Annotated in this window: 22 protein-coding genes; 20 read left to right on the top strand and 2 right to left on the bottom strand. The window is 37.6% G+C overall.

What is annotated here, in order from left to right:
- Positions 1-10: 10 nt before the first annotated feature.
- The 8 genes from IGJ52_RS09305 (at position 11) to IGJ52_RS09270 (ending at position 8821) form a co-directional block, all read left to right on the top strand.
- Positions 11-2209: an HD family phosphohydrolase gene (locus IGJ52_RS09305; protein WP_002382763.1), complete on the top strand. Its 2199-nt coding sequence runs from the start codon at positions 11-13 to the stop codon at positions 2207-2209.
- On the top strand, positions 2209-2688 hold the full coding sequence (gene ybeY / locus IGJ52_RS09300; protein ID WP_002356745.1) for an rRNA maturation RNase YbeY: 480 nt from the start codon (positions 2209-2211) through the stop codon (positions 2686-2688). Before IGJ52_RS09305 ends, ybeY begins: the two co-directional genes overlap by 1 nt.
- Positions 2672-3073: a diacylglycerol kinase family protein gene (locus IGJ52_RS09295; RefSeq protein WP_002382764.1), complete on the top strand. Its 402-nt coding sequence runs from the start codon at positions 2672-2674 to the stop codon at positions 3071-3073. The genes ybeY and IGJ52_RS09295 overlap by 17 nt, the downstream gene beginning before the upstream one ends.
- Positions 3074-3086: 13 nt before the next feature.
- Positions 3087-3989, top strand: a complete 903-nt coding sequence (gene era, locus IGJ52_RS09290) for a GTPase Era (RefSeq protein WP_002359745.1) — start codon at positions 3087-3089, stop codon at positions 3987-3989.
- Positions 3990-4071: 82 nt separating this feature from the next.
- Positions 4072-4866 (top strand): DNA repair protein RecO, encoded by a 795-nt coding sequence (recO, locus tag IGJ52_RS09285; RefSeq protein WP_002374343.1) that lies wholly within the window; start codon positions 4072-4074, stop codon positions 4864-4866.
- 729 nt (positions 4867-5595) lie between these two features.
- Positions 5596-6504, top strand: coding sequence for a glycine--tRNA ligase subunit alpha (gene glyQ / locus IGJ52_RS09280; RefSeq protein ID WP_002379669.1), 909 nt, complete (start codon positions 5596-5598; stop codon positions 6502-6504).
- A 1-nt stretch (position 6505) separates the two neighbouring features.
- Complete coding sequence (gene glyS, locus IGJ52_RS09275) at positions 6506-8590, top strand: glycine--tRNA ligase subunit beta (protein WP_438792048.1); 2085 nt, start codon at positions 6506-6508, stop codon at positions 8588-8590.
- Between the two features lie 39 nt (positions 8591-8629).
- Entirely contained in the window at positions 8630-8821 is a 192-nt protein-coding gene (locus tag IGJ52_RS09270) for a DNA-directed RNA polymerase subunit alpha C-terminal domain-containing protein (RefSeq protein ID WP_002382766.1), read from the top strand.
- A 33-nt stretch (positions 8822-8854) separates the two neighbouring features.
- On the opposite strand, the gene yidC is transcribed toward IGJ52_RS09270, so the two are convergent.
- A complete protein-coding gene (gene yidC, locus IGJ52_RS09265; protein ID WP_002382768.1) occupies positions 8855-9787 on the bottom strand; it encodes a membrane protein insertase YidC in 933 nt (310 codons plus the stop codon).
- Positions 9788-9953: 166 nt separating this feature from the next.
- On the bottom strand, positions 9954-10229 hold the full coding sequence (locus IGJ52_RS09260) for an acylphosphatase (protein WP_010706543.1): 276 nt from the start codon (positions 10227-10229) through the stop codon (positions 9954-9956).
- Between the two features lie 106 nt (positions 10230-10335).
- Between IGJ52_RS09260 and IGJ52_RS09255 the strand changes: the two genes are divergently transcribed.
- From IGJ52_RS09255 to IGJ52_RS09200, 12 genes are all read left to right on the top strand, one after another.
- Positions 10336-11112, top strand: coding sequence for a TrmH family RNA methyltransferase (locus IGJ52_RS09255; protein ID WP_002356757.1), 777 nt, complete (start codon positions 10336-10338; stop codon positions 11110-11112).
- 19 nt (positions 11113-11131) lie between these two features.
- Positions 11132-11569 (top strand): GNAT family N-acetyltransferase, encoded by a 438-nt coding sequence (locus tag IGJ52_RS09250; RefSeq protein ID WP_002382772.1) that lies wholly within the window; start codon positions 11132-11134, stop codon positions 11567-11569.
- Between the two features lie 183 nt (positions 11570-11752).
- Entirely contained in the window at positions 11753-12538 is a 786-nt protein-coding gene (gene rpsB, locus IGJ52_RS09245) for a 30S ribosomal protein S2 (RefSeq protein ID WP_002356759.1), read from the top strand.
- A 105-nt stretch (positions 12539-12643) separates the two neighbouring features.
- Positions 12644-13525 (top strand): translation elongation factor Ts, encoded by an 882-nt coding sequence (gene tsf / locus IGJ52_RS09240; RefSeq protein ID WP_002356760.1) that lies wholly within the window; start codon positions 12644-12646, stop codon positions 13523-13525.
- A 260-nt stretch (positions 13526-13785) separates the two neighbouring features.
- Positions 13786-14508: a UMP kinase gene (pyrH, locus tag IGJ52_RS09235; protein ID WP_002356761.1), complete on the top strand. Its 723-nt coding sequence runs from the start codon at positions 13786-13788 to the stop codon at positions 14506-14508.
- A 3-nt stretch (positions 14509-14511) separates the two neighbouring features.
- On the top strand, positions 14512-15069 hold the full coding sequence (gene frr / locus IGJ52_RS09230) for a ribosome recycling factor (protein WP_002356762.1): 558 nt from the start codon (positions 14512-14514) through the stop codon (positions 15067-15069).
- A gap of 369 nt (positions 15070-15438) precedes the next feature.
- Positions 15439-16209 carry a Fe-S cluster assembly ATPase SufC gene (sufC, locus tag IGJ52_RS09225; RefSeq protein WP_002356763.1) on the top strand — a complete coding sequence of 257 codons (771 nt, stop codon included), beginning with the start codon at positions 15439-15441 and terminating at the stop codon, positions 16207-16209.
- 14 nt (positions 16210-16223) lie between these two features.
- Entirely contained in the window at positions 16224-17510 is a 1287-nt protein-coding gene (gene sufD, locus IGJ52_RS09220) for a Fe-S cluster assembly protein SufD (protein WP_002368983.1), read from the top strand.
- The gene (locus tag IGJ52_RS09215) at positions 17507-18742 is read left to right on the top strand and encodes a cysteine desulfurase (protein WP_002376739.1); all 1236 of its coding nucleotides are present in this window, start codon (positions 17507-17509) and stop codon (positions 18740-18742) included. Before sufD ends, IGJ52_RS09215 begins: the two co-directional genes overlap by 4 nt.
- A complete protein-coding gene (sufU, locus tag IGJ52_RS09210; protein WP_002356768.1) occupies positions 18729-19196 on the top strand; it encodes a Fe-S cluster assembly sulfur transfer protein SufU in 468 nt (155 codons plus the stop codon). Before IGJ52_RS09215 ends, sufU begins: the two co-directional genes overlap by 14 nt.
- Positions 19197-19214: 18 nt before the next feature.
- Positions 19215-20609 (top strand): Fe-S cluster assembly protein SufB, encoded by a 1395-nt coding sequence (gene sufB, locus IGJ52_RS09205; protein WP_002356769.1) that lies wholly within the window; start codon positions 19215-19217, stop codon positions 20607-20609.
- A 1313-nt stretch (positions 20610-21922) separates the two neighbouring features.
- Positions 21923-22915 carry a reverse transcriptase family protein gene (locus IGJ52_RS09200; RefSeq protein ID WP_438792047.1) on the top strand — a complete coding sequence of 331 codons (993 nt, stop codon included), beginning with the start codon at positions 21923-21925 and terminating at the stop codon, positions 22913-22915.
- Positions 22916-22922 lie beyond the last annotated feature (7 nt).

Below are 22922 nucleotides of genomic sequence, written 5' to 3'. Positions count from 1 at the left end.
AAAGTACCTTTTGAAAAAAGTACTTACAAAGTTAGGGGATCGTTTAGGTAAGGCCTACTTACCTATTTTATTAGCCGTTTTTTCTCTTCTTTTATTTATGATTATGTTTGGCAGTGTCCATCAGAAAAGAGTAGAAATTAAAGAAGGTCAACTGGCCGAGAAAACCATTCGTGCAAATAAAAATATCGAGAATACCTACGAAACAGAACAAAGAAAAAAATTGGCAGCAGAAGCTGTCACCCCCGAATATATTTATCAAGAAGATACGGCATCTGTCCAACATAATCGTATTGATAAATTATTTAAATTGATTGATTCTGCGAATGAAAAAGTAGACAAAGAGTACAGCAATAAGCAAGCGAAGGCCAAAAAGGAAGAAACGATTCCTGCGCCGACCGTGGAAGAACGAGTAGCTAGCTTAAAGTCATTGTTTGAATCTTTACCGCAAGATGAAGTTACGTTTTATCAAAGTTTTCCTAATGTTTTTTATCAAACAATCTTTACATTAACCTCTGAGCAATTGGATAAGGTTCGTTCAGAAAGTTTGATGTTGGTGGATGACGCAATGCAAAATCACGTTCGAGAATCTGATTTGGATAAAATTCGCCAAGAAGCTAACGGTAAAATTCAATACTTAGATATTACGAGTACCATGCAACAAGTCATTCGTTACATTGTTAACCAAGGGATTGTGGTAAACGATATTGCCAATGAAAAACGAACAGAAGAGCTGCGTCAAAAAGCGATGAATGCTGTTCAACCCGCAATGATTTATCAAGGCGAAATTATTGTTCGTGAAGGTACTCAAATTGATGCAAAAGCGGTCGAAAAACTTGAGTTACTAGGAATGACTAGTCAAAATACCTCTATTTTTCCGATGGTGGCATTAGCATTAGCTATTTTACTTCAAGTTGAAGTGTTAATTTTCTTTACAAAACAAGTGACTGAGCCTTCGCGACAACGCTCGTTTATTATCTTTTACACGGGTGCTATGCTAATCAGTGTTATTTTAATGAAATTCTTCCAGATTTTCCAAACAGAGCAGTTGATGTATATTCCCTTGTTCTATCCGGCAGCCTTTGCGCCGCTGATTCTAAATCATTTTGTAAATCGTCGTTCAGGGATAATCGCTGCCATTTTCCAAGTCGTTTTTGCGTTATTTATCTTTTATAATTCTATTGGCACAAACTCGTTGACGGTTATTCTGATTATGTACTTATTCTCAGGATTTCTAGCAACAGTTGTTAAACGGAAACGGATGAGTGAGCAAGTTTTCCCAGCTTTAATGTGGGTAGTGGTCTTTCCTGTTTTCATGGCGGTTGTCTTAATGATTTATCAAGGAATGAGTTTAACAGATGGTAAAACGTGGACAGCTTTAATTTGTGCAGGTGCAGGAACGGTACTTTCATTTTTAGCAACAATGGGCTTGCATCCATATATCGAATTATTAGTGACTGATGATAGTATGATTGTCTTGAATGAATTAAGTAATCCGAACCATCCGTTGTTAAAACAACTGTTAGAAGAAGCGCCAGGTACCTATCATCATAGCATGATGGTGGCTAGTTTGAGCGCTAACGCTGTTGCTGAGATTGGTGGACGGTCGCTATTAACACGAGTTGCTTGTTATTACCATGACATTGGCAAAATTAAACACGCCAATTTCTTTGTGGAAAACTTACCTGCTGGCGCAGAAAATCCACATAACTTTTTATTGCCAGAAGATAGTAAACAAATTATTTTTGGCCACGTAATTGATGGCGCCAAAATTTTAGAAGAGTACAATATGCCGCAAATGGTGATTGACATTTGTCGTCAACATCATGGCACAACATTGATGAAATTTTTCTATGTGAAAGCAAAAGAACGCAATCCTGAAATTAAAGAATCAGACTTCCGTTATCCTGGGCCACGTCCACAAACACGAGAAGCAGGGATTGTGAGTATTGCTGATACTTGTGAGGCTGCTGTGCGGGCGATGGATCATCCGACCAACGAAAAAATTCAAGCCTTTGTGCATAATGTGATTCAAGATAGAATTTCAGATGGCCAATTAGATGAATGCGGGTTAACGATGAAAGAGATTCGCATCATTGAAAAATCATTAATTAATGGATTATGCAGTACCTTCCATTCACGGATTAAGTATCCAAAAATGAAAGCTGAAGCAGAAGAAATGAAAGATGAACAAGAAAAGAGAGATGACTAATGGATATTACTTTCATTGATGAAACCGAGAAAGTACCAACAGAAGAAATCAAAGAAATCGAAAATTTGCTGCAATTTGCAGCGGGTTTTCTAGAAATTGCCGAAGATACGGAGATGTCGGTGACTTTTACAGATAACGCAGGTATCCAAGTGATTAATCGTGACTATCGGGGCAAAGATATGCCTACAGATGTCATCAGTTTTGCTTTAGAGGATGAAGGGGAAGACGAATTGCCAATTATTTTTGATGATGAAGAGTTGGCAGAGCTACCACGTAATCTAGGTGATTTAATTATTTCAACAGAGCGAGCAGCAGAACAAGCAGTTGAATATGGGCACACATTGGAGCGAGAAATGGGCTTTTTGGCAGTACATGGCTTTTTACATTTGAATGGGTACGATCATATGGAACCTGAAGATGAAAAAGAAATGTTTGGTTTACAGAAAGAGATTTTAGATGCGTATGGCCTTAAAAGATGAGCAAACAGGAAAAAATAAACATTTTATTAATTCATTAGAATTTGCCTGGCAAGGAATCAAAACAGTTTTTCGAGAAGAACGTAATATGCGCAAACATGTGGCGTTTGGCGTCACGGCCATTGTGTTTGGTTTCTTGTTTTCCTTAACACTTGCTGAATGGCTGTGGTTGTTATTGGCCGTTTTTCTTGTCTGGTTGGCAGAAATTATCAACACAATTTTTGAAAATGTCGTAGATATGTTTACGGATTTTCACTTTCATCCAATCGGAAAAAAAGTCAAAGACATGGCCGCAGGAGCTGTTTTATTAACAGCCGGTTTCGCAGTGCTAGTAGGACTAATTCTATTTGTACCAAAAATTTTACAAATCATTCAAATGTGGAAATAAGAGGAGAAATACAATGACAACTGAACATAAATCTGGTTTCGTAGCCATTGTCGGCAGACCAAATGTTGGAAAATCAACATTGTTAAATCGAATTGTCGGCCAAAAAATTGCAATTATGAGTGACAAAGCACAAACAACTCGTAATAAGATTCAAGGAATTTATACAATTCCTGAAGCACAAATTGTTTTTATCGATACTCCAGGGATTCACAAACCTAAACACCGCTTAGGCGATTTCATGGTGGAAAGTGCCTACAATGCGATGCGTGAAGTAGATGCTACTTTATTTATGGTAAGTGCTGATCAAAAACGCGGGAAAGGTGACGACTTTATTATTGAACGATTGAAAAATAATAATAGTCCAGTCTACTTGATTATTAATAAAATTGACAAAGTCCATCCAGATGATTTATTGAGTATTATTGAAGACTATTCGAAACAAATGGACTTTAAAGAAATTATTCCCATTTCTGCCACTGAAGGAAATAATTTTGAGCATTTGATGGATGTTCTCGTTGAGCAAATGCCAGAAGGACCACAATATTTCCCTGATGACCAAATTACGGATCATCCAGAATATTTTATCGTTTCCGAATTAATTCGTGAAAAAGTGTTACTTTTAACAAGAGATGAGATTCCTCATTCTGTCGCTGTCGTTGTGGACTCAATGAAACGGGATGAAAACGATAAAGTCCATGTCCAAGCAACCATTATTGTGGAACGGGACAGTCAAAAAGGTATCATTATTGGCAAAGGCGGAAAAATGCTGAAACAAATTGGTACCAAGGCGCGTCAAGATATTGAATATTTATTAGATGACAAAGTGTATTTGGAGCTTTGGGTAAAAGTCCAAAAAGACTGGCGTGACAAAAAAATCTATTTACAAGATTTTGGTTATCGCAAAGAAGAATATTAAGAAAGTAGTGTTTGGGAAGCGAGTGTATAAACGAACTTTCCAAACACTACACTAATTTACATAAGAAATGGAAGTGAATTGAATGGCATTAGGGGAGACCAAAGGCATTATTTTATTTACGAAGGATTTTAAAGAGAAGGATAAACTCGTCAAAATTTTTACAGAATCCTATGGAAAATTGATGTTTTTTGTGAAAGGCGCGCATCGAAAAAATAATCCTCTTTTGCCAGCGATTCTGCCATTTACAGAAGCCGTCTACATCGGAAATTTTAGAGAAGAAGGCTTATCTTTTCTCAATAGCAGCAAAGAAGTTCAACCTTTTCGAAACATTCAACAAGACATATTTATTAACGCATATGGAACATATATTTTAAACTTAGTCGATGCAGCAATTGAAGATCAGCACTATGATCCAAACTTATTTCAATTTACCCACATGGCATTATCCGCTTTAAATGAGCAAAAAGATCCGGAAATCATTACAAATATTTTTGAAATTCAATTGTTAGAACGGTTTGGTGTACGACCAGAATGGCATCATTGTGTGGCTTGTGGCGAAACACAAGGGAAATTTGATTATTCCTCAAAATATAGCGGTGTGCTTTGTGAAAAACATTGGCATTTAGATGAACAGCGCTACCATGCAGATCCTAGAGCAATTCATTTTATTCGCTTATTTTCGCAAGTCTCCTATGAAAAAGTCCAAAACATTCAAGTAAAAGAAGAAACTAAGAAAAGTATTCGAGAAACGATTGATATGTTATACGATGAATATGTCGGGTTGCATTTAAAAAGCAAAAAATTTATTGATCAAATGAAAACGTGGGAAAATACGTTAAAAATTCCACCACGAAAGAAGGAAGAAAAAGAAACATAAACAAGCAGTCGTTTTTCTAAAAAAAATTTGACAACTTCCCTCAGACACCGTATTATGATAGAGAAGTTAAATACGTACGAAGAAAAAGAGAAGTAAAAAGAACCCTCTGTTAAGCGAATCTGGGAGAGTGGGAGCCAGAAACACGGAACTTTTGAAAGGCACTTTGGAGTACGACAAACGAAGCTGCCGATGAACACATCGGAAGTAGGGTGGAACCGCGATAATTATTCGTCCCTATGTCTATTAATAGGCATGGGGACTTTTTGCTGTGAATCACTACGATTGGCGCAAATGCGACAGAGTAGATGATGAACAGTACAAGGTGACCAAAGGGAACGTTGTAACCGAATAAAAAAAGCAAACAGTTAACACCAAAAGAAAAATAGTAACGTTTATTCAAAAAAGCTCAATTGGCGCAAAAGTGTCAGAGCAGATGTGGAACAGCACAAGGTGACCAAAGGGAACGTTGTCTCCTCTATGTTAAAACAAACTGCTTAGCCAAAAACATGGAGTAGATGATGAACAGTACAAGGTGACCAAAGGGAACGTTGTCTCCTCTGTGCTAAAACAAACTGTTTAGCCAAAAACATGGAGCAGATGTGGAACGTTATAACAGAATAAAAATTATCCCATTCTACAAAATTGTTTCTCTGTAGCCCTTTTTAAATTTACATTCCCGAAGCAAAGCCAATCCCTATGTCTATAAAAAATATTCCAAGGAGGAAAACAATGAAAAACAAGTTAACCGTACAAGAAATGATTTTAACCTTGCAAAAATTTTGGTCATCTAATGGCTGTATGTTAATGCAAGCCTATGATACAGAAAAGGGAGCCGGTACCATGAGTCCTTACACGTTTTTACGTGCCATTGGACCTGAACCATGGAATGCTGCCTACGTAGAACCTTCTCGTCGTCCAGCTGATGGACGCTATGGTGAAAATCCAAACCGTCTATACCAACATCATCAATTCCAAGTTGTAATGAAGCCTTCTCCTGAAAATATCCAAGAACTTTATCTAGAAAGTTTGAAATTATTAGGAATTGATCCATTAGAACATGACATTCGTTTTGTAGAAGATAACTGGGAAAATCCTTCAATGGGCTGTGCTGGTTTAGGTTGGGAAGTTTGGTTAGATGGCATGGAAATTACCCAATTTACGTATTTCCAACAAGTCGGGGGCTTACAATGTCATCCTGTCACTTCTGAAATTACTTATGGGTTAGAACGCTTGGCATCATATATCCAAGAAGTCGAAAGTGTCTATGATCTAGAATGGACACAAGGCGTTAAATATGGTGAAATTTTTGTCCAACCTGAATATGAACATTCAAAATATTCCTTTGAAATTAGTAACCAAGAAATGCTTTTAGAAAACTTTGACAAATTTGAAAAAGAAGCTAAACGCTGTATTGAAGAAAGCTTAGTTCACCCAGCCTATGATTATATTTTAAAATGTAGCCATACATTCAATTTATTAGATGCTCGCGGCGCTGTCTCTGTAACGGAACGTGCAGGATATTTAGCCCGCATTCGGAATATGGCTCGTTCCGTAGCGAAAATTTTTGTGGCTGAACGTGAAAAATTAGGGTTCCCATTATTAAATAAAGATCAAAGTGTATCCAAGGAGGCAGAATAACATGGCAAAAGATTTATTATTAGAAATTGGCTTAGAAGAAATGCCCGCACATGTTGTCACACCAAGCCGTATCCAACTTGAAGAAAAAGTAATCAAATTTTTAGATGAACATCACTTAGACTATGAAACAGTGCAATCCTTTGCCACACCTCGTCGTTTAGCCGTGAAAGTAACTGCGATTCCTGAAAAACAAGCGGATGTTGAAGAAGAAGTAAAAGGTCCAGCGAAAAAGATTGCTTTAGATGCTGAAGGAAATTGGTCAAAAGCTGCACAAGGTTTTGTACGCGGCCAAGGAGTCACAACTGAGGACATTGTTTTCAAAGAATTAAATGGTGTCGAATATGTCTATGTGACGAAGTTTACCAAAGGCCAAAGTGCCAAAGAAGTATTAACAAAATTAAATGACGTGATTACAAGTCTAACTTTCCCGGTAACAATGCACTGGGCAAACTATGATTTCGAATATATTCGTCCAATTCACTGGATTGTGGCACTACTTGATGATGAAGTAATTCCTTTCAAAGTGTTAGACGTGACGACAGGGCAAACTTCTCGTGGCCACCGTTTCTTGGGAGACGATGTGACGTTCCAACATACTAATGAATATGAAGCAAAATTAAAAGAACAATTTGTAGTGGTTCAACCGAATGAACGGAAACAAATGATTGTTGATCAAGCGAACGCACTCGCTGCAGAAAAAAATTGGCAGTTAGCTTTAGATGAAGAGTTACTGGAAGAAGTTACAAATTTAGTGGAATATCCAACTGCATTTGTAGGCAGTTTTGATGAAAAATATTTATCTGTTCCAGATGAAGTATTAGTGACTTCTATGAAAGAACACCAACGTTACTTTGAAGTTCGTAACGACCAAGGCTTATTAATGCCGCATTTTATCGCTGTTCGTAATGGGGATAATGTTCACCTTGAAAACGTGATTAAAGGAAATGAAAAAGTGTTAATTGCTCGTTTAGAAGATGCAGAATTCTTTTACAATGAAGATAAAAAATTAACGATTGAAGCATGTGTTGAAAAACTAAAAAATGTGACTTTCCATGAAAAGATTGGCTCAATTTATGAAAAAATGCAACGGGTTGCTCTAATTGCACAAATCATTGGTCGAAAAGTTGGCTTATCTGAGGAGGAATTGGAAGATTTAAAACGTGCCTCTGAAATTTATAAATTTGACTTAGTAACAAATATGGTTGGTGAATTCCCAGAATTACAAGGAATTATGGGAGAAAAATATGCCTTATTACAAGGCGAAAAACCAGCTGTAGCAACGGCTATTCGAGAACATTATCTACCAACTTCCAGTGAAGGTGAATTGCCAGAAACAGCAATCGGGGCTGTTTTAGCCTTAGCCGATAAGCTTGACAGCGTCTTTTCATTCTTCTCAGTTGGTATGATTCCAACAGGTTCTAACGATCCTTATGCACTTCGTCGTCAAACCTATGGCGTTATCCGAATTATTGAAGATAAAGGCTGGACCTTCCCATTAGTCCAATTACAAACAGAAGTTGATGAAGCAGTGAATCAAGATGTTGAGAAATATGGCGTTTTACTAAACGAAGGACAAGCAGAAGTCGTTGAATTTGTGAAAGCTCGCTTACGTCAATTATTAATGACGAAAAATGTTCGCCATGACATTATCGATGCAGTGGTGTCTGCTGAGCAAGCCGATTTATCGAAATTATTTGCTTCAGCGAATATTTTAAAAAGCCGTTTTGAAGATCAAGATTTTAAACCATCAATGGAAGCCTTAACGCGTGTTATTAATTTAGCGAAAAAAGGTCAAGAACTTTTAGGTGATACTGAAGAAGGGATTGATCCAAGTCTGTTTGAAAATAAGGCAGAAAAAGAACTGTATCAAGCAGTTAACGATTTATCTGAAGCATTTGCGACACGCACGATTGCAGAAAACTATGAAGCACTAGTAAATCTACGTCCGTTAATTGATGCGTACTTCAATGAAACGATGGTTATGGTTGAGGATGAAAAAGTCAAACAAAACCGATTAAAACAATTAATGCAAATTGCTAAAATGGCGTTATCAATTGCTAGCTTAGATTTATTAATTGTAAAATAAAAAGCGCTGTTTTTCGACCGCTAAGGAGGAACCGACAGCATGTCTGAAACAACGTTTGAACAAATTTTAACACAATTATCAAAGCCAGCTGTTCGTGCGCTAACGAATGAAAAAATCGACAGTGTGGATGAACTCTACGCACGAGGCCGAAAAGCGTTACTTTCGTTGCATGGCTTTGGTCCAAAGTCTATTCGAACTATTGAAGAGATGACTGGGAAAGAATTGAAGTAAAAAAAGGATCGCCGTTTAGAGGCGATCCTTTTTTTATTTACGTTTTTGTTTTCCAGCATTGCGACCTTTATTGCCGTTTGCTTTTGGTTGGTTCGTTTTTTGTGTTACTTTGTTTGTTTCTTTTGGTGTCACATCCTTAATAGGAGTAACCACTTGTTTTGGTGGGTTATTTTTCAATTCTTCTTGTACTTGTTTTTTAATTCTTGGACGTAAGAGGATATTTGTGATGGCAGATTGAATACATGTGAAAATACCACCAACTACCCAGTAAAGCGCTACGCCTGCAGGTGAGCTAAAGGACATGAAAACAATCATTAATGGTGAAACAATCAGCATTGATTTCATTGTTTTCTTTTGTTCTTCAGGAATACCAATCATTGAAATATAACCTTGAGCTAAATAGGCTAAACCAGCTAATGCCACTAAAATCATATTTGGTTGCCCTAAATTCATTCCTAAGAAGCTTGCCGTGGCAATACCTTTTGTATAACGAGCAGCAAAGAACAGAGAAGAGAAAATAGGCATTTGAATTAATAAAGGCAAACAACCAATTCCGCCAACCATACTCACATTGTTTTCTTTATAAATCCTTTGTAGTTCTGCTTGTGCGGCCATTTGTTCTTCACGCGTACTTGCTTGTTTCATTTTTGCTTGTGCAACATCCACTTGAGGTTTGATTGCTTGCATTTTTTCCGTTTGGATAAAGCTTTTTTTCGATTGATGTAAGCCTAACGGTAAAATAATGATCCGTACAATAATGGTGATAAAAATAATCGCCCAACCATAGTTCCAATTAAAGTTATCGACAAGATAAGTAATTGCATTACTCATCGGTAAAACAAGGAAGTTATAGACAAAACCTTCACCAGTTGGTTGTCCATCTGCTCCTGTTTTCACACAGCCTGATAAAAACATTACTAAAAATAGTAAGCCAGAGCCGTAAAGCCATCGGTTTAATTTACGCATGTAATTCGGTCCTTTTCTAAAAAATTTTTACATGGTTAACTATACTTGAAACAGCGCTCTTTTTCAATCAAAATCGAAAAGAAGCTCTTACAAAAATCAATAAAAAGCAGGAACTACTTGCTGTTCAAGGCTTCTTCCCGAAGAAATCAATCGTTAGAAAGTAAGTTTATTGGATTACTTTAAATTGTTCCGTTTCTTCTAACAAAGGGTCTTCTTGAATATCAACATACGTTACACGTCCCGCTGGACTGGGGGAATCTTTGATTTTTTTGATAAATGTTTCCATTATGTCTTCAGGTGCAATTGCTGTGATTGAAACGGACCCGTCGTCTTCGTTTCTCACTGAACCAGTGACACCTAATTGATCTGCCACCATTTTGGTCATGTAGCGGAAGCCAACACCTTGGACACGCCCTTGTACATTCATTCTTAGTTTTTCCATGAGAGACACTTCCTTTGCTTTTTTCTTTATGATAGCGATTTTTCTTGGTTCTAGCAAGTATCCAAGCAAGCTAGAAGCATGCTATAATACAAAGGCGAGGTGACTTATGAAAGAAATTACATCAACGAAAAATAACCAATTAAAAGAATGGAAAAAATTACACAAAAAGAAGTACCGAGAAGAACTGAACCAATATATAATAGAAGGATTTCATTTAGTTGAAGAAGCTGTGAAGGCCAACGCCGATGTTCAGTGGATTTTGTTTAACCAAAGAGGTCAACAAGAATGGGGAACTTGGTTAGCTGAACAAGAAACAGAAAAATTAATTTTTGTTAGTGATGAGGTTTTAAATAGCTTGTCGGAGCTGCCAACTTCACAAGGAATTTTGGCAATTGTCACCTTGGAAACGCAACAAGAGCAGTCGCTTTCTTTTAAAGGTGGTTGGTTACTTTTAGATAATATCCAAGACCCTGGTAATGTTGGTACGATGATTCGCACAGCTGATGCAGCAGGTTTAGCAGGTGTGATTTTAGGTAAGGGCACAGCAGATATTTACAATACAAAAGTGTTGCGCTCAATGCAGGGAAGTCACTATCATTTGCCGGTTCTCCAACGAGAATTGACCGAAGTGGTTCAGGCATTCAAGAAGCAAGGTCTACCAGTTTTCGGTACAGAACTAAATGAAGCTGCGATTGCTTATTATGAACAAGAGGCAGTGGAAAATTATGCGTTGATTTTAGGCAATGAAGGTAGCGGGGTTTCGCCAGAATTGTTAGCAGAAACCACGAAAAATCTTTATATTCCAATGAAAGGTCAAGCAGAATCATTGAATGTCGCTATCGCAGCGGGCGTGTTAATGTTTTATTTTGAAAATAATCAATAACAGAAATGAGTGTCAAAAAATGCTGACTATCAAAAAGACAACCCAGTTAACAGAAAAAGAATTAGAAACCATTATGGCTATTTGGCTGCAAACGAATCTAGAAGCTCATCCATTTGTCGCGCCAACTTATTGGCAAGAAAATAAAGCATTTGTCCGCGCTGCGTTACCAAAAGCAACACTGATTTTAGCAGAAGAAGAGGATCAGATAATTGGGTTTTTAGGATTAATGGATAACTATATCGCAGGAATTTTTATAAAAAAAGCGTTTCAAGGGAAGGGCATCGGTCAGAAATTACTGCAAGTAGCAAAAGAAGAACAGGATGTCTTATCTTTGGCTGTTTACAGGGAAAATCAAGCAGCTTATGCCTTTTATCAAAAACAAGGCTTTGTCCAACAAAAGCGAACCATCGATGAAACGGGAAACGAAGAATGTCATCTTGTTTGGCAAGCGCAGTAGGAGCGACATTTCTAGTTTTAAGGCTTGCTATTTTTCTGAAAATATCTTATACTGTTAAAGGTGTGATTTTCACACACGAAATCCACATTCTTTTCCATCTGCGAAGTGGTGCTACTACGGTAGTTCTTCAAGGAGTTGACGAAAAGAAGAGGAAAATAAAAACCAAACTGGAGGAAACACAACATGGCAGTAATTTCTATGAAACAATTACTAGAAGCCGGCGTACACTTTGGTCACCAAACTCGTCGCTGGAACCCAAAAATGAAGAAATATATCTTCACAGAAAGAAACGGTATCTACATCATTGACTTACAAAAAACAGTGAAATTAGTAGATGCAGCTTACGATTACATGAAAAACGTTGCAGAAGAAGGCGGCGTTGCTTTATTCGTAGGAACTAAAAAACAAGCACAAGAAGCAATCAAAGATGAAGCAATCCGCGCTGGTCAATACTATGTAAACCATCGTTGGTTAGGTGGTACGTTAACTAACTGGGATACAATCCAAAAACGTATTGCTCGCTTGAAAAAAATCAATGCAATGGAAGAAGACGGCACTTTCGAAGTTTTACCTAAGAAAGAAGTTGCTGGCTTAAACAAAGAACGTGAACGTTTAGAAAAATTCTTAGGTGGTATCGCTGATATGCCAAGAATTCCAGATGTAATGTACATCGTTGACCCACGTAAAGAACGCATTGCTGTTCAAGAAGCACACAAATTAAACATTCCAATCGTTGCAATGGTTGATACAAACTGTGATCCTGATGAGATCGATGTTGTAATCCCTTCAAATGATGATGCAATCCGCGCCGTGAAATTAATCACTGCTAAAATGGCTGATGCTTTCATCGAAGGTAACCAAGGGGAAGACCAAGCAACTGAAGAGTTATTCGTTGAAGAAACACCAGAAGCAACTTCAATCGAAGAAATCGTTGATGTTGTTGAAGGAAACAACGAATCAGCTGAATAATAATGATTACGGAGCTGTCTCAAAGGCTAGGCGACAAAAAGCCTGATTCTCCTTTGAGATAGCTTTTTTAAAAAGAATTGATAATATCCGAGGAGGACACAAATAATGGCAGACGTTACAGCTAAAATGGTAAAAGAATTACGCGATATGACTGGCGTTGGAATGATGGACGCTAAAAAAGCATTAGTAAAAGTAGAAGGCGACATGGAAAAAGCCGTAGACTTTTTACGTGAAAATGGTATGGCTAAAGCAGCGAAGAAAAATGACCGCATTGCGGCTGAAGGTTTAGCAAACGTAGCAACTGTAGGTAACGTTGCAGCAATCGTTGAAGTAAACTCAGAAACTGACTTCGTTTCTAAAAACGAAATGTTCCAAGATTTAGTTAAAGATATTGCGACTAAAGTTGCTGAAAACAAACCAGCTACGATGGAAGAAGCAATGGCTATTAAAACTGAAAAAGGCACAATCGAATCTGATTTAATCGAAGCAACAACTGTTATCGGTGAAAAAATCAGCTTCCGTCGTTTTGAAGTTGTCGAAAAAGCTGACAATGCTGCATTTGGCGCTTACTTACACATGGGTGGCCGTATTGCTGTATTAACAGTTATCGATGGCACAACTGACGAAGAAGTAGCGAAAGATGTTGCTATGCACATCGCGGCAATCAACCCTCGCTATGTCAATGAATCTCAAATTCCTCAAGAAGAATTAGAACACGAAAAAGCTGTGTTAACTGAACAAGCATTAAACGAAGGTAAACCAGCAAATATCGTTGAAAAAATGGTTGTTGGTCGTCTACAAAAATTCAAAGCAGAAATCGCTTTGGTTGACCAACCATTTGTTAAAGATCCAGATATGACTGTCGAAAAATTTGTTGCTTCTAAAGGCGGCGAAGTGAAATCATTCGTACGTTTTGAAGTTGGCGAAGGTATCGAAAAACGTGAAGATAACTTTGCGGATGAAGTAATGAGCCAAATGAAAAACTAAGAGCATCAAACGCTCGGTTGAAAAGCCGTGAATCATAAGTATCTAAACAGACAGCGATCCCCAAAGGAAGCTGCATAAATTGATTACTGCTTGATTCAAGGCAGTCTTTCAGCCATTTGGGAACGCATAACTTTGATATGCGCTCCCTTTTTTTAGGCAAAACCAGTGGATCGCACTGCTTGGTCTAAAAAATCATTTTGGTGAAAAGTCATCTAAATGAGGAATTGAATGATTTTTAGAGAATCTTGGAGGGAATTATGATGGTTAAACCTAAGTATCAACGTGTCGTATTAAAGTTAAGTGGAGAAGCGCTAGCCGGAGAAGACGGTTTTGGCATTAAACCACCAGTCATTAAAGAAATCGTCCAAGAAATTAAAGAGGTCCATGAATTAGGTATCGAAATGGCCATCGTGGTTGGCGGCGGAAACATCTGGCGTGGACAAATTGGTGCTCAAATGGGCATGGAACGTGCACAAGCAGATTATATGGGCATGTTAGCTACTGTGATGAATGCCTTAGCATTGCAAGATACATTAGAAAATCTTGGTGTGCCTACACGTGTTCAAACATCAATTGAAATGCGTCAAATTGCAGAACCATACATTCGTCGTCGTGCAGAACGTCATTTAGAAAAAGGCCGCGTTGTTATTTTTGCCGGAGGAACAGGAAATCCTTACTTCTCGACAGATACAACGGCTGCGTTACGAGCTGCAGAAGTAGATGCGGACGTCATCTTAATGGCGAAGAACAATGTTGATGGTGTTTATTCTGCGGATCCACGTGTGGATGAAACAGCGACAAAATTTGAAGAACTAACACATTTAGATGTTATTTCTAAAGGGCTGCAAGTAATGGATTCAACAGCAAGCTCATTAAGTATGGATAACGATATTCCTTTAGTTGTCTTTAACCTAAATGAAGCAGGAAATATCCGTCGTGCCATCCTTGGTGAAAATATCGGAACAACTGTAAGGGGGAAATAAAGAATGTCTAAAGAAGTTTTAGCAACAGCCAAAGAAAAAATGACAAAAGCGGAAGAGAGCTTACGCCGTGAATTAGGTCAAATTCGTGCTGGTCGTGCGAACGCAAGTCTATTAGATCGTATTCAAGTAGAATATTATGGTGCACCAACACCAGTTAACCAATTAGCAAGTATCAATATCCCAGAAGCACGTGTATTAATGATTACACCGTTTGACAAAAATTCTATCGCTGACATTGAAAAAGCTATTCAAATGAGTGATATCGGCATTAGTCCAACCAATGATGGAAATGTCATCCGTTTAGTGATTCCACAATTAACGGAAGAACGTCGGAAAGAATTAGCCAAAGACGTGAAAAAAGAAGCGGAAAACTCAAAAGTTGCTGTCCGTAACGTTCGTCGTGATGCAATGGATGAGTTGAAAAAAGCTCAAAAAAATGGCGACATCACTGAAGATGAATTACGTTCATTTGAAAAAGATGTTCAAAAATTAACAGACGATAGCATCAAAAATATCGATGCGATTACTGCTGAAAAAGAACAAGAACTTTTAGAAGTATAAAACCAATCACTAATAAAAATTATTGAATCCAGAGAAGCAAATGCTCTGGATTTTTTTGTATAGATGAGGAAGGCGTATCTCAACGCTCTCTTTGCGAAAGTCATTCTAAAGTAATTATTTCAGAAAACGCTTTCTTTAATAAATTTTTTTATTCTACCAGAATTTTTTTCTTTGTGTAGGGAGGATCACTTAAAAATATAGAGAAACTTTGAAATATCAGCCTTTTAAAATTTTCCTTCACAAATTGAATCCTAAAATTTGATGATAAGAGTTGTTATTTTTAGCAATTGTAATTTGCGATTCATTCTCAATTAGGCTAAAATGAGTGAGAACGGAAAAACGATTAAAACAAGTTGGAGGGAATTGTACATGTCTGTGTTAGAAATCAAAAATTTACACGTATCAATTGAAGATAAAAAGATTCTAAAAGGAGTCGATTTAACAATTAATACTGGAGAAATCCATGCAATTATGGGGCCTAATGGAACTGGTAAATCTACTTTATCAGCAGCAATTATGGGAAATCCTAACTATGAAGTCACAGAAGGAGAAATTCTATTTGACGGCGTCAACGTTTTAGATTTAGAAGTAGACGAACGCGCTCGCCTAGGCTTATTCTTAGCAATGCAATACCCAAGTGAAATTCCAGGGATTACCAATGCTGAATTCATGCGTGCAGCAATCAATGCAAAACGTGACGAAGACAACAAAATGTCAGTCATGCAGTTCTTAAAAAAATTAGATAGCAAAATGGAATTATTAAATATGCCTGAAGAAATGGCTGAGCGTTACTTAAACGAAGGGTTTTCTGGCGGCGAGAAAAAACGAAATGAAATTTTACAATTATTGATGTTAGAGCCTACGTTTGCCATTTTAGATGAAATTGATTCAGGCTTAGATATCGATGCGTTAAAAGTAGTTTCTAAAGGGGTTAATGAAATGCGCGGCGAGAACTTTGGTGCGTTAATTATTACCCATTACCAACGCTTATTGAACTATATCACGCCGGATGTTGTTCATATCATGATGGAAGGCCGCGTTGTGAAAACCGGTGGGGCTGATTTGGCAAAACGTTTAGAAACAGAAGGCTATGCTGGTATCAGCCAAGAATTAGGTATTGATTACAAAGAAGAAGCGTAAGGAGGACAAGATAAATGAAAAAAGTAAATCTAATGGATTATCTTGACGAAGTCACCGCTTTTTCACTAGAACATGAAGAACCAGCTTGGATGACTGAATTGCGAACAACGGCTTTAAAAAACGCTGACGAAAGTGAGTTACCACATATTGATCGTGTGAAATTTCATCGTTGGCCTTTATTAAATGTTCACATGGAAAGTTATGTGCCTTCTGAAGGAAATGTCGCAAGTTTTGATCAAATGAAAGACAATCCTTTAATTGTTCAACAAGGATCTTTTCATGCTTTTGAGCAATTGCCAGCCTCATTAGCGGAACAAGGGGTAATTTTTACAGACATTTTTACTGCTTTACAAGAGCACCCAGAATTAGTTAAAGAATACTATATGACTAAAGCCGTATTACCAGAAGAAGACAAGCTGACAGCAGCTCATGCAGCTTTCATGAATAGTGGCGTTTTCTTATACGTTCCTAAAAACGTAGTGATTGAAGAGCCCATTGAATCTTTGTTTATTCAGGATTCAGATAGCAACCAACCTTTCTTTAAACATGTTTTAATCGTTGCAGATAATCATAGTGAATTCAGTTATTTAGAACGTTTTCAATCAACTGGTCATCACGCAGAGAAAGCTTCTGGAAATATCGTTGTGGAAGTGATTGCGAAAGATGGCGCAAAAGTTAAATACTCAGCTGTGGATCAATTAGGGCAAACTGTAACGACTTATATGAATCGTCGTGGCTATATTATGCGGGATGCCTCTGTCGATTGGGCTCTAGGCGTCATGAATGATGGCGATGTTGTGGCTGATTTTGATTCTGATTTAGTTGGCGAAGGCGCTCATTCAGAAGTTAAAGTTGTTGCAATTAGTGCAGGTAAACAAACACAAGGCATCGACACACGAGTGACAAACAAAGCGCCACATTCGATTGGTCATATTTTACAACATGGAGTCATTCGTGAACGTGGTACTTTAACGTTTAATGGAATTGGCCACATTTTAAAAGGAGCAAAAGGAGCCGACGCACAGCAAGAAAGTCGTGTTTTAATGCTGTCTGATAAAGCTCGTGGTGATGCCAATCCAATTCTTTTAATTGATGAAAATGAAGTGACTGCCGGACACGCAGCCAGCGTTGGTCGAGTAGATCCAGAAGAAATGTATTATTTAATGAGCCGCGGCTTGCGTAAAGAAGAAGCGGAACGTTTGGTGATTCGTGGCTTCCTAGGTTCTGTCATTACAGCAATTCCAGTTAAAGAAGTACAAAATGAATTTGTAGAAGTAATTGAAGGGAAGTTAAACGCATGATGGATGCAGCAACCATTCGTCAATCGTTTCCTATTTTATTTCAAGAAGTTAATGATGAACCGCTAGTTTATTTAGACAATGCTGCAACAACCCAAAAACCAACGGCAGTGTTAGATGTTTTACGACATTATTATGAAACCGATAATGCCAATGTTCATCGTGGGGTGCACACGTTAGCCGAACGAGCAACGAAGGACTATGAAGCCTCCCGCGAAAAGGTTCGCCAATTTATACATGCTAAAGAAACAGCGGAAGTTTTATTTACACGAGGAACAACAACCAGTTTGAATTGGATTGCCAAAAGTTATGGTGACTTGGCAGTTACAGCCGGGGATGAAATCGTCATATCTTACATGGAACATCATTCAAACATTATTCCCTGGCAACAATTAGCTCAACGTACAGGGGCCATTTTGAAGTATATAGACGTCACTGAAGACGGCTTTTTAGACATGGCAAGTGCACGTCAACAAATTACAGAAAAAACGAAAATTGTTTCGATTGCTCATGTTTCAAATGTGTTAGGGGTCATTAATCCAATCGAAGAATTAACACAATTAGCTCATCAAAATGGCGCTGTGATGGTGGTAGACGGCGCGCAAGCAGTTCCTCATATGCCTGTGGACGTTCAAGCCATCGATGCTGATTTTTATGCATTTAGTGGTCACAAAATGTGTGGACCAACTGGAATTGGTGTCCTTTATGGCAAACGTCATTTATTGGAACAAATGGAACCTGTGGAATTTGGTGGCGAAATGATTGACTTTGTTCATCTTCAAGAAAGTACTTGGAAAGAGCTTCCATGGAAATTTGAAGCTGGCACACCTAATATTGCTGGGGCAATTGCCTTAGGTGCCGCCATTGATTATTTAACTGAAATTGGTTTAGAGGCCATTCATCAACATGAAGCAGCCCTTGTTCACTATGTTTTGCCGAAGTTGCAAGCTATCGAGGGCTTGACGATTTATGGTCCACAGGATCCAAAAGACCACACAGGTGTGATTGCTTTTAATATTGAAGGTTTACATCCACATGATGTGGCTACGGCGTTAGATATGGAAGGGGTTGCTGTCAGAGCGGGTCACCATTGCGCGCAACCGTTATTAAACTATCTGAGCGTGCCAGCAACTGCACGGGCAAGTTTTTATTTATACAATACCAAAGAAGACGCAGATCGCTTAGTTGAAGCGATTAAAGCGACAAAGGAGTTTTTCCAGCATGGCACTTTCTAAATTAGATAACTTATATCGCCAAGTCATTTTGGACCATTCTAGCCACCCACATCACCACGGAACGCTAGATGCGTCTAGCCAAACAATTGAACTGAATAATCCTACTTGTGGAGATGTGATTGAACTGGATGTGGCCATTGAAGACGGTGTGATTAAAGATATCGCCTTTCAAGGAAGTGGCTGTTCCATCAGTACCGCAAGTGCTAGTATGATGACTGATGCGGTATTAGGAAAAACAATCGCCGAAGCAACGGCCTTAGCAGAGGATTTCTCTCAACTTGTTCAAGGAAATGAAGTGGCCGAAGATGAAAAATTAGGCGATGCAGCAATGTTAAGCGGCGTAGCTAAATTTCCAGCTCGGATTAAATGTGCAACCCTGGCTTGGAAAGCCTTAGAGCAGGCTGTTGCTAATAACGGCCAAGGCGAAGCCGGTCATTTACATTGTGAAAAATAAAGAAAGGGTGACGACGAATTGAGTACAGTACCTGAATTAGAAGAATATAAATTTGGCTTTCACGACGATGTGGAACCAGTCTTTAGTACCGGAGACGGCCTAACCGAAGACGTCGTTCGCGAAATTTCTCGCGTGAAAGGCGAACCAGAATGGATGCTTGACTTCCGTTTAAAATCGTTAGAACAATTCAATAAAATGCCCATGCAAGAATGGGGTCCAGACCTGTCAGATATTGACTTTAGTAAAATTAAATATTACCAAAAACCGAGTGACAAACCCGCACGCGATTGGGATGATGTACCTGATAAAATCAAAGAAACCTTTGAAAAAATTGGGATTCCCGAAGCTGAGCGTGCTTATCTAGCTGGGGCTTCTGCTCAATATGAATCAGAAGTTGTTTACCACAATATGAAAGAAGAATTTGAAAAATTAGGCATCATTTTTACAGATACTGACTCTGCTTTAAAAGAATATCCTGACCTATTCAAAGAGTATTTTTCAAAACTTGTGCCGCCAACAGATAATAAACTGGCCGCTTTAAACTCAGCTGTTTGGTCAGGTGGAACCTTTATTTATGTACCAAAAGGCGTTCGAGTTGATGTACCATTACAAACATATTTCCGAATCAACGCTGAAAATACCGGCCAATTTGAACGGACCTTGATTATTGTCGATGAAGGGGCTAGCGTTCACTATGTTGAAGGTTGTACGGCACCAACGTATTCAAGTAACAGCTTGCATGCGGCCATCGTAGAAATTTTTACAAGAAAAGATGCTTATTGTCGTTATACCACTATTCAAAACTGGTCAGATAACGTCTACAACTTAGTAACCAAACGTGCTAAAGCTTACGAAGGTGCCACTGTCGAATGGATTGATGGTAACCTAGGAGCTAAAACAACCATGAAATACCCAAGCGTTTACTTAGATGGCAAAGGTGCCCGTGGCACGATGTTATCGATTGCCTTTGCTGGCGCTAACCAAATCCAAGATACTGGGGCCAAAATGATTCACAATGCGCCGAATACCTCTAGCTCAATTGTTTCAAAATCAATTGCTAAAGACGGCGGCGAAGTTAACTACCGTGGCCAAGTGACTTTTGGAAAAGACAGCGCAGGCTCGATTTCCCACATCGAATGCGACACGATTATCATGGACGAAAAATCAAAATCAGATACGATTCCATTTAATGAAATCCATAACAGCCAAGTGTCCTTAGAACACGAAGCCAAAGTTTCAAAAATTTCTGAAGAACAATTATATTATTTAATGAGTCGCGGCTTATCTGAAGCCGAAGCGACAGAAATGATTGTTATGGGCTTTGTTGAACCATTTACGAAAGAATTACCGATGGAATATGCGGTTGAGTTGAATCGCTTGATTAGTTATGAGATGGAAGGTAGTGTAGGTTAAACCTGTTATAGGAGCTAGAACCCTTGATATATAAGGGCTCTAGCTTTTTTATTTTGCCTTGATAGTAGAAATGACCAGCTTTTTACTGATGAGCCATCATATCAGCAAACTCTTGACCAGTTTTCTTAGGGGCGCTGTTTGCAATATCCGTATAGATAGATTACGTTACTTTTCTATTTATGTTGATGAGTCTATTCCAAATGATAAGCAAGCTATATCAGAAGCAATTGAACGTCTGAAAGAATTAATCTATCTATTCAGAAGAAGGTGGGAGAAGGGATTACAGCAAGCTTAAAAGAGCCACTGGAAACGGAGTACACTCTTACTCTAATTGATGGACAACCAACTCAAGCTAATCATATCTTCGGTAGAATGATACAAGTAATTGAATGAATAGGATAGAGAACCCCACCCCGTTGTTATTTGACCGTACTAAGGATACGCTTTAAATGAGCTACATGGCTCACAGGGGGTATTCTTTTTTGACTTTTGTAAAAGGTTAATAAGTTTTGAGACATGAAACGAAATGAAACACGGCTTTATAAACATTGATATACTAGGGTTTCTGTATTTCATATGTAAATGAAACGAAAAATAATTTTTGGCTGAAAATCCTTAAAAAGTGCTACATAGTTGTGGGAGTTATTGCAGATGAAACAGACCTACAAATATTTCATATAGTATAAAAGAAAACGCTATATTGATTGTTTTTTACCATTGTGATATCATTATTTTAGAACAATTACCTAGAGTTCCCTGCAAATGAATTTGCTATTATACAAAATAATAGCGGTATGAAAAAGCCCCTGCATGTTCTATTGACGTCAAAATTTGTTTTGATATCATGATTATGCATATCTGGACTAGAGTATGAGTCTATGATGTCACGACTTTGTGTTGTATCACTCAGTGAGAAGCAGGGGATTTAATCAAGCTAATAAAAGTTGTTAGCTAAGTTAAGAGTGAAGCGTTAACAAGACTGTTTAACTTCTAAATCTATAATTATAACGCAGGGGAGGGTCTTAATGACCTAAATAATTATAGGAGGTAAATGTCATGATAATGTCAAAAATTGTTCTAGTTAAACAGTGGCTCAAACAAAAGACATATAAAAATGGAAAAATCAGTATTAGATTACTTTTTATTTTTTTTGCAGAAATAATGGGTTATGTAGGCGTATTTAAATTATTCTGTAAGTTAATTGTAATCGTATTGAGTAATCTGTATAAAGTCTTGCCTTTTCTAATAGAAGTTGTCCAATTATTAGAAAACTTGGCTTCATCTCTTTCTTATAAAAGAAGGGGATTTTTTTTATGGATTTTGCTAAATCTAGGCTTTACGGGGTATCAAATAAAAAATATTTGTCAGAACTACTGCAGTTGGAATTAAAAACTTTAAAAGATGTTGATAGTAATTACGAAGTGGAACCATTTTTTAAAGAAGTTAATGGAAAAATTAGAGAATTATATAACCCATCAGATGCTCACAAAAGAGCACTTAAAAATATTGTTAAGAGACTGAGCTATATTGGTTTTCCACATTACATATATGGGGGGATTCCTCTTGTGGGATATGTGGACAATGCAAGTAGACATTTGGAGAAAGAATATTTGCTATTGCTAGATATCACAAATTTTTTTCCTAGTACTAAAGATTCATATGTTTATGATTTTTTTCATAATACGATGTCTCAGCCAGCGGATATAGCAAAAATTTTAACTAATTTGACGACTATAAAGAAAGATGAAAAGCGTTTTTTACCACAAGGTTTTTCAACAAGTCCTATGCTAAGTTTTCTATCTTATCATCAAATGTACGAAGAGTTAGATGTTTTTTCGAAAAGAAATAATTTTACTTTTTCAGCTTACTATGATGACTTTACATTTTCATCCGATAAGTTTATCCATACTAGTAAGCGGAGAGAAGCAATTGCAATAATAGAAAAATATGGTTTACAGGTCAATAAGAAAAAAACAAGATTAACAATATGTAATCATACAAGAGTTACAGGAGTGATTATTCATGGTGATACTAAAAAGGCTCCTAAAAAGCTTCATAAGAAGATGTATGATTATTATAGATTACTGCTTGATATGGACAAGGATCCGACTAAATATACTCAAGATGAGTTTATTGATACTTGTAATAGACTTCAAGGATGCATCGCAGCGATACAATCTATAGAAAAAGAAAGAAATTTGGAACATTATAAGAATACATTGCGTTATATAAGAACTAAATTTGATGTTCCAGTAGAGAAGAAAAAGAAACATTTATACTTTAAAAATGTACAAATAAATAATTGAAAATACT

It is taken from the genome of Enterococcus sp. DIV1758 (assembly GCF_051711985.1).
Classification (GTDB): domain Bacteria; phylum Bacillota; class Bacilli; order Lactobacillales; family Enterococcaceae; genus Enterococcus; species Enterococcus faecalis.
This window is presented reverse-complemented; position numbering and strand designations above follow the sequence as displayed.

Excerpts from the sequence above, each read along its gene's own strand:
- ybeY (WP_002356745.1), top strand. The coding sequence starts at position 2,209 with ATGGATATTACTTTCATTGATGAAACCGAGAAAGTACCAACAGAAGAA.
- IGJ52_RS09295 (WP_002382764.1), top strand. The coding sequence starts at position 2,672 with ATGGCCTTAAAAGATGAGCAAACAGGAAAAAATAAACATTTTATTAAT.
- era (WP_002359745.1), top strand. The coding sequence starts at position 3,087 with ATGACAACTGAACATAAATCTGGTTTCGTAGCCATTGTCGGCAGACCA.
- recO (WP_002374343.1), top strand. The coding sequence starts at position 4,072 with ATGGCATTAGGGGAGACCAAAGGCATTATTTTATTTACGAAGGATTTT.
- glyQ (WP_002379669.1), top strand. The coding sequence starts at position 5,596 with ATGAAAAACAAGTTAACCGTACAAGAAATGATTTTAACCTTGCAAAAA.
- glyS (WP_438792048.1), top strand. The coding sequence starts at position 6,506 with ATGGCAAAAGATTTATTATTAGAAATTGGCTTAGAAGAAATGCCCGCA.
- IGJ52_RS09270 (WP_002382766.1), top strand. The coding sequence starts at position 8,630 with ATGTCTGAAACAACGTTTGAACAAATTTTAACACAATTATCAAAGCCA.
- yidC (WP_002382768.1), bottom strand. The coding sequence starts at position 9,787 with ATGCGTAAATTAAACCGATGGCTTTACGGCTCTGGCTTACTATTTTTA.
- IGJ52_RS09260 (WP_010706543.1), bottom strand. The coding sequence starts at position 10,229 with ATGGAAAAACTAAGAATGAATGTACAAGGGCGTGTCCAAGGTGTTGGC.
- IGJ52_RS09255 (WP_002356757.1), top strand. The coding sequence starts at position 10,336 with ATGAAAGAAATTACATCAACGAAAAATAACCAATTAAAAGAATGGAAA.
- IGJ52_RS09250 (WP_002382772.1), top strand. The coding sequence starts at position 11,132 with ATGCTGACTATCAAAAAGACAACCCAGTTAACAGAAAAAGAATTAGAA.
- rpsB (WP_002356759.1), top strand. The coding sequence starts at position 11,753 with ATGGCAGTAATTTCTATGAAACAATTACTAGAAGCCGGCGTACACTTT.
- tsf (WP_002356760.1), top strand. The coding sequence starts at position 12,644 with ATGGCAGACGTTACAGCTAAAATGGTAAAAGAATTACGCGATATGACT.
- pyrH (WP_002356761.1), top strand. The coding sequence starts at position 13,786 with ATGGTTAAACCTAAGTATCAACGTGTCGTATTAAAGTTAAGTGGAGAA.
- frr (WP_002356762.1), top strand. The coding sequence starts at position 14,512 with ATGTCTAAAGAAGTTTTAGCAACAGCCAAAGAAAAAATGACAAAAGCG.
- sufC (WP_002356763.1), top strand. The coding sequence starts at position 15,439 with ATGTCTGTGTTAGAAATCAAAAATTTACACGTATCAATTGAAGATAAA.
- sufD (WP_002368983.1), top strand. The coding sequence starts at position 16,224 with ATGAAAAAAGTAAATCTAATGGATTATCTTGACGAAGTCACCGCTTTT.
- IGJ52_RS09215 (WP_002376739.1), top strand. The coding sequence starts at position 17,507 with ATGATGGATGCAGCAACCATTCGTCAATCGTTTCCTATTTTATTTCAA.
- sufU (WP_002356768.1), top strand. The coding sequence starts at position 18,729 with ATGGCACTTTCTAAATTAGATAACTTATATCGCCAAGTCATTTTGGAC.
- IGJ52_RS09200 (WP_438792047.1), top strand. The coding sequence starts at position 21,923 with ATGGATTTTGCTAAATCTAGGCTTTACGGGGTATCAAATAAAAAATAT.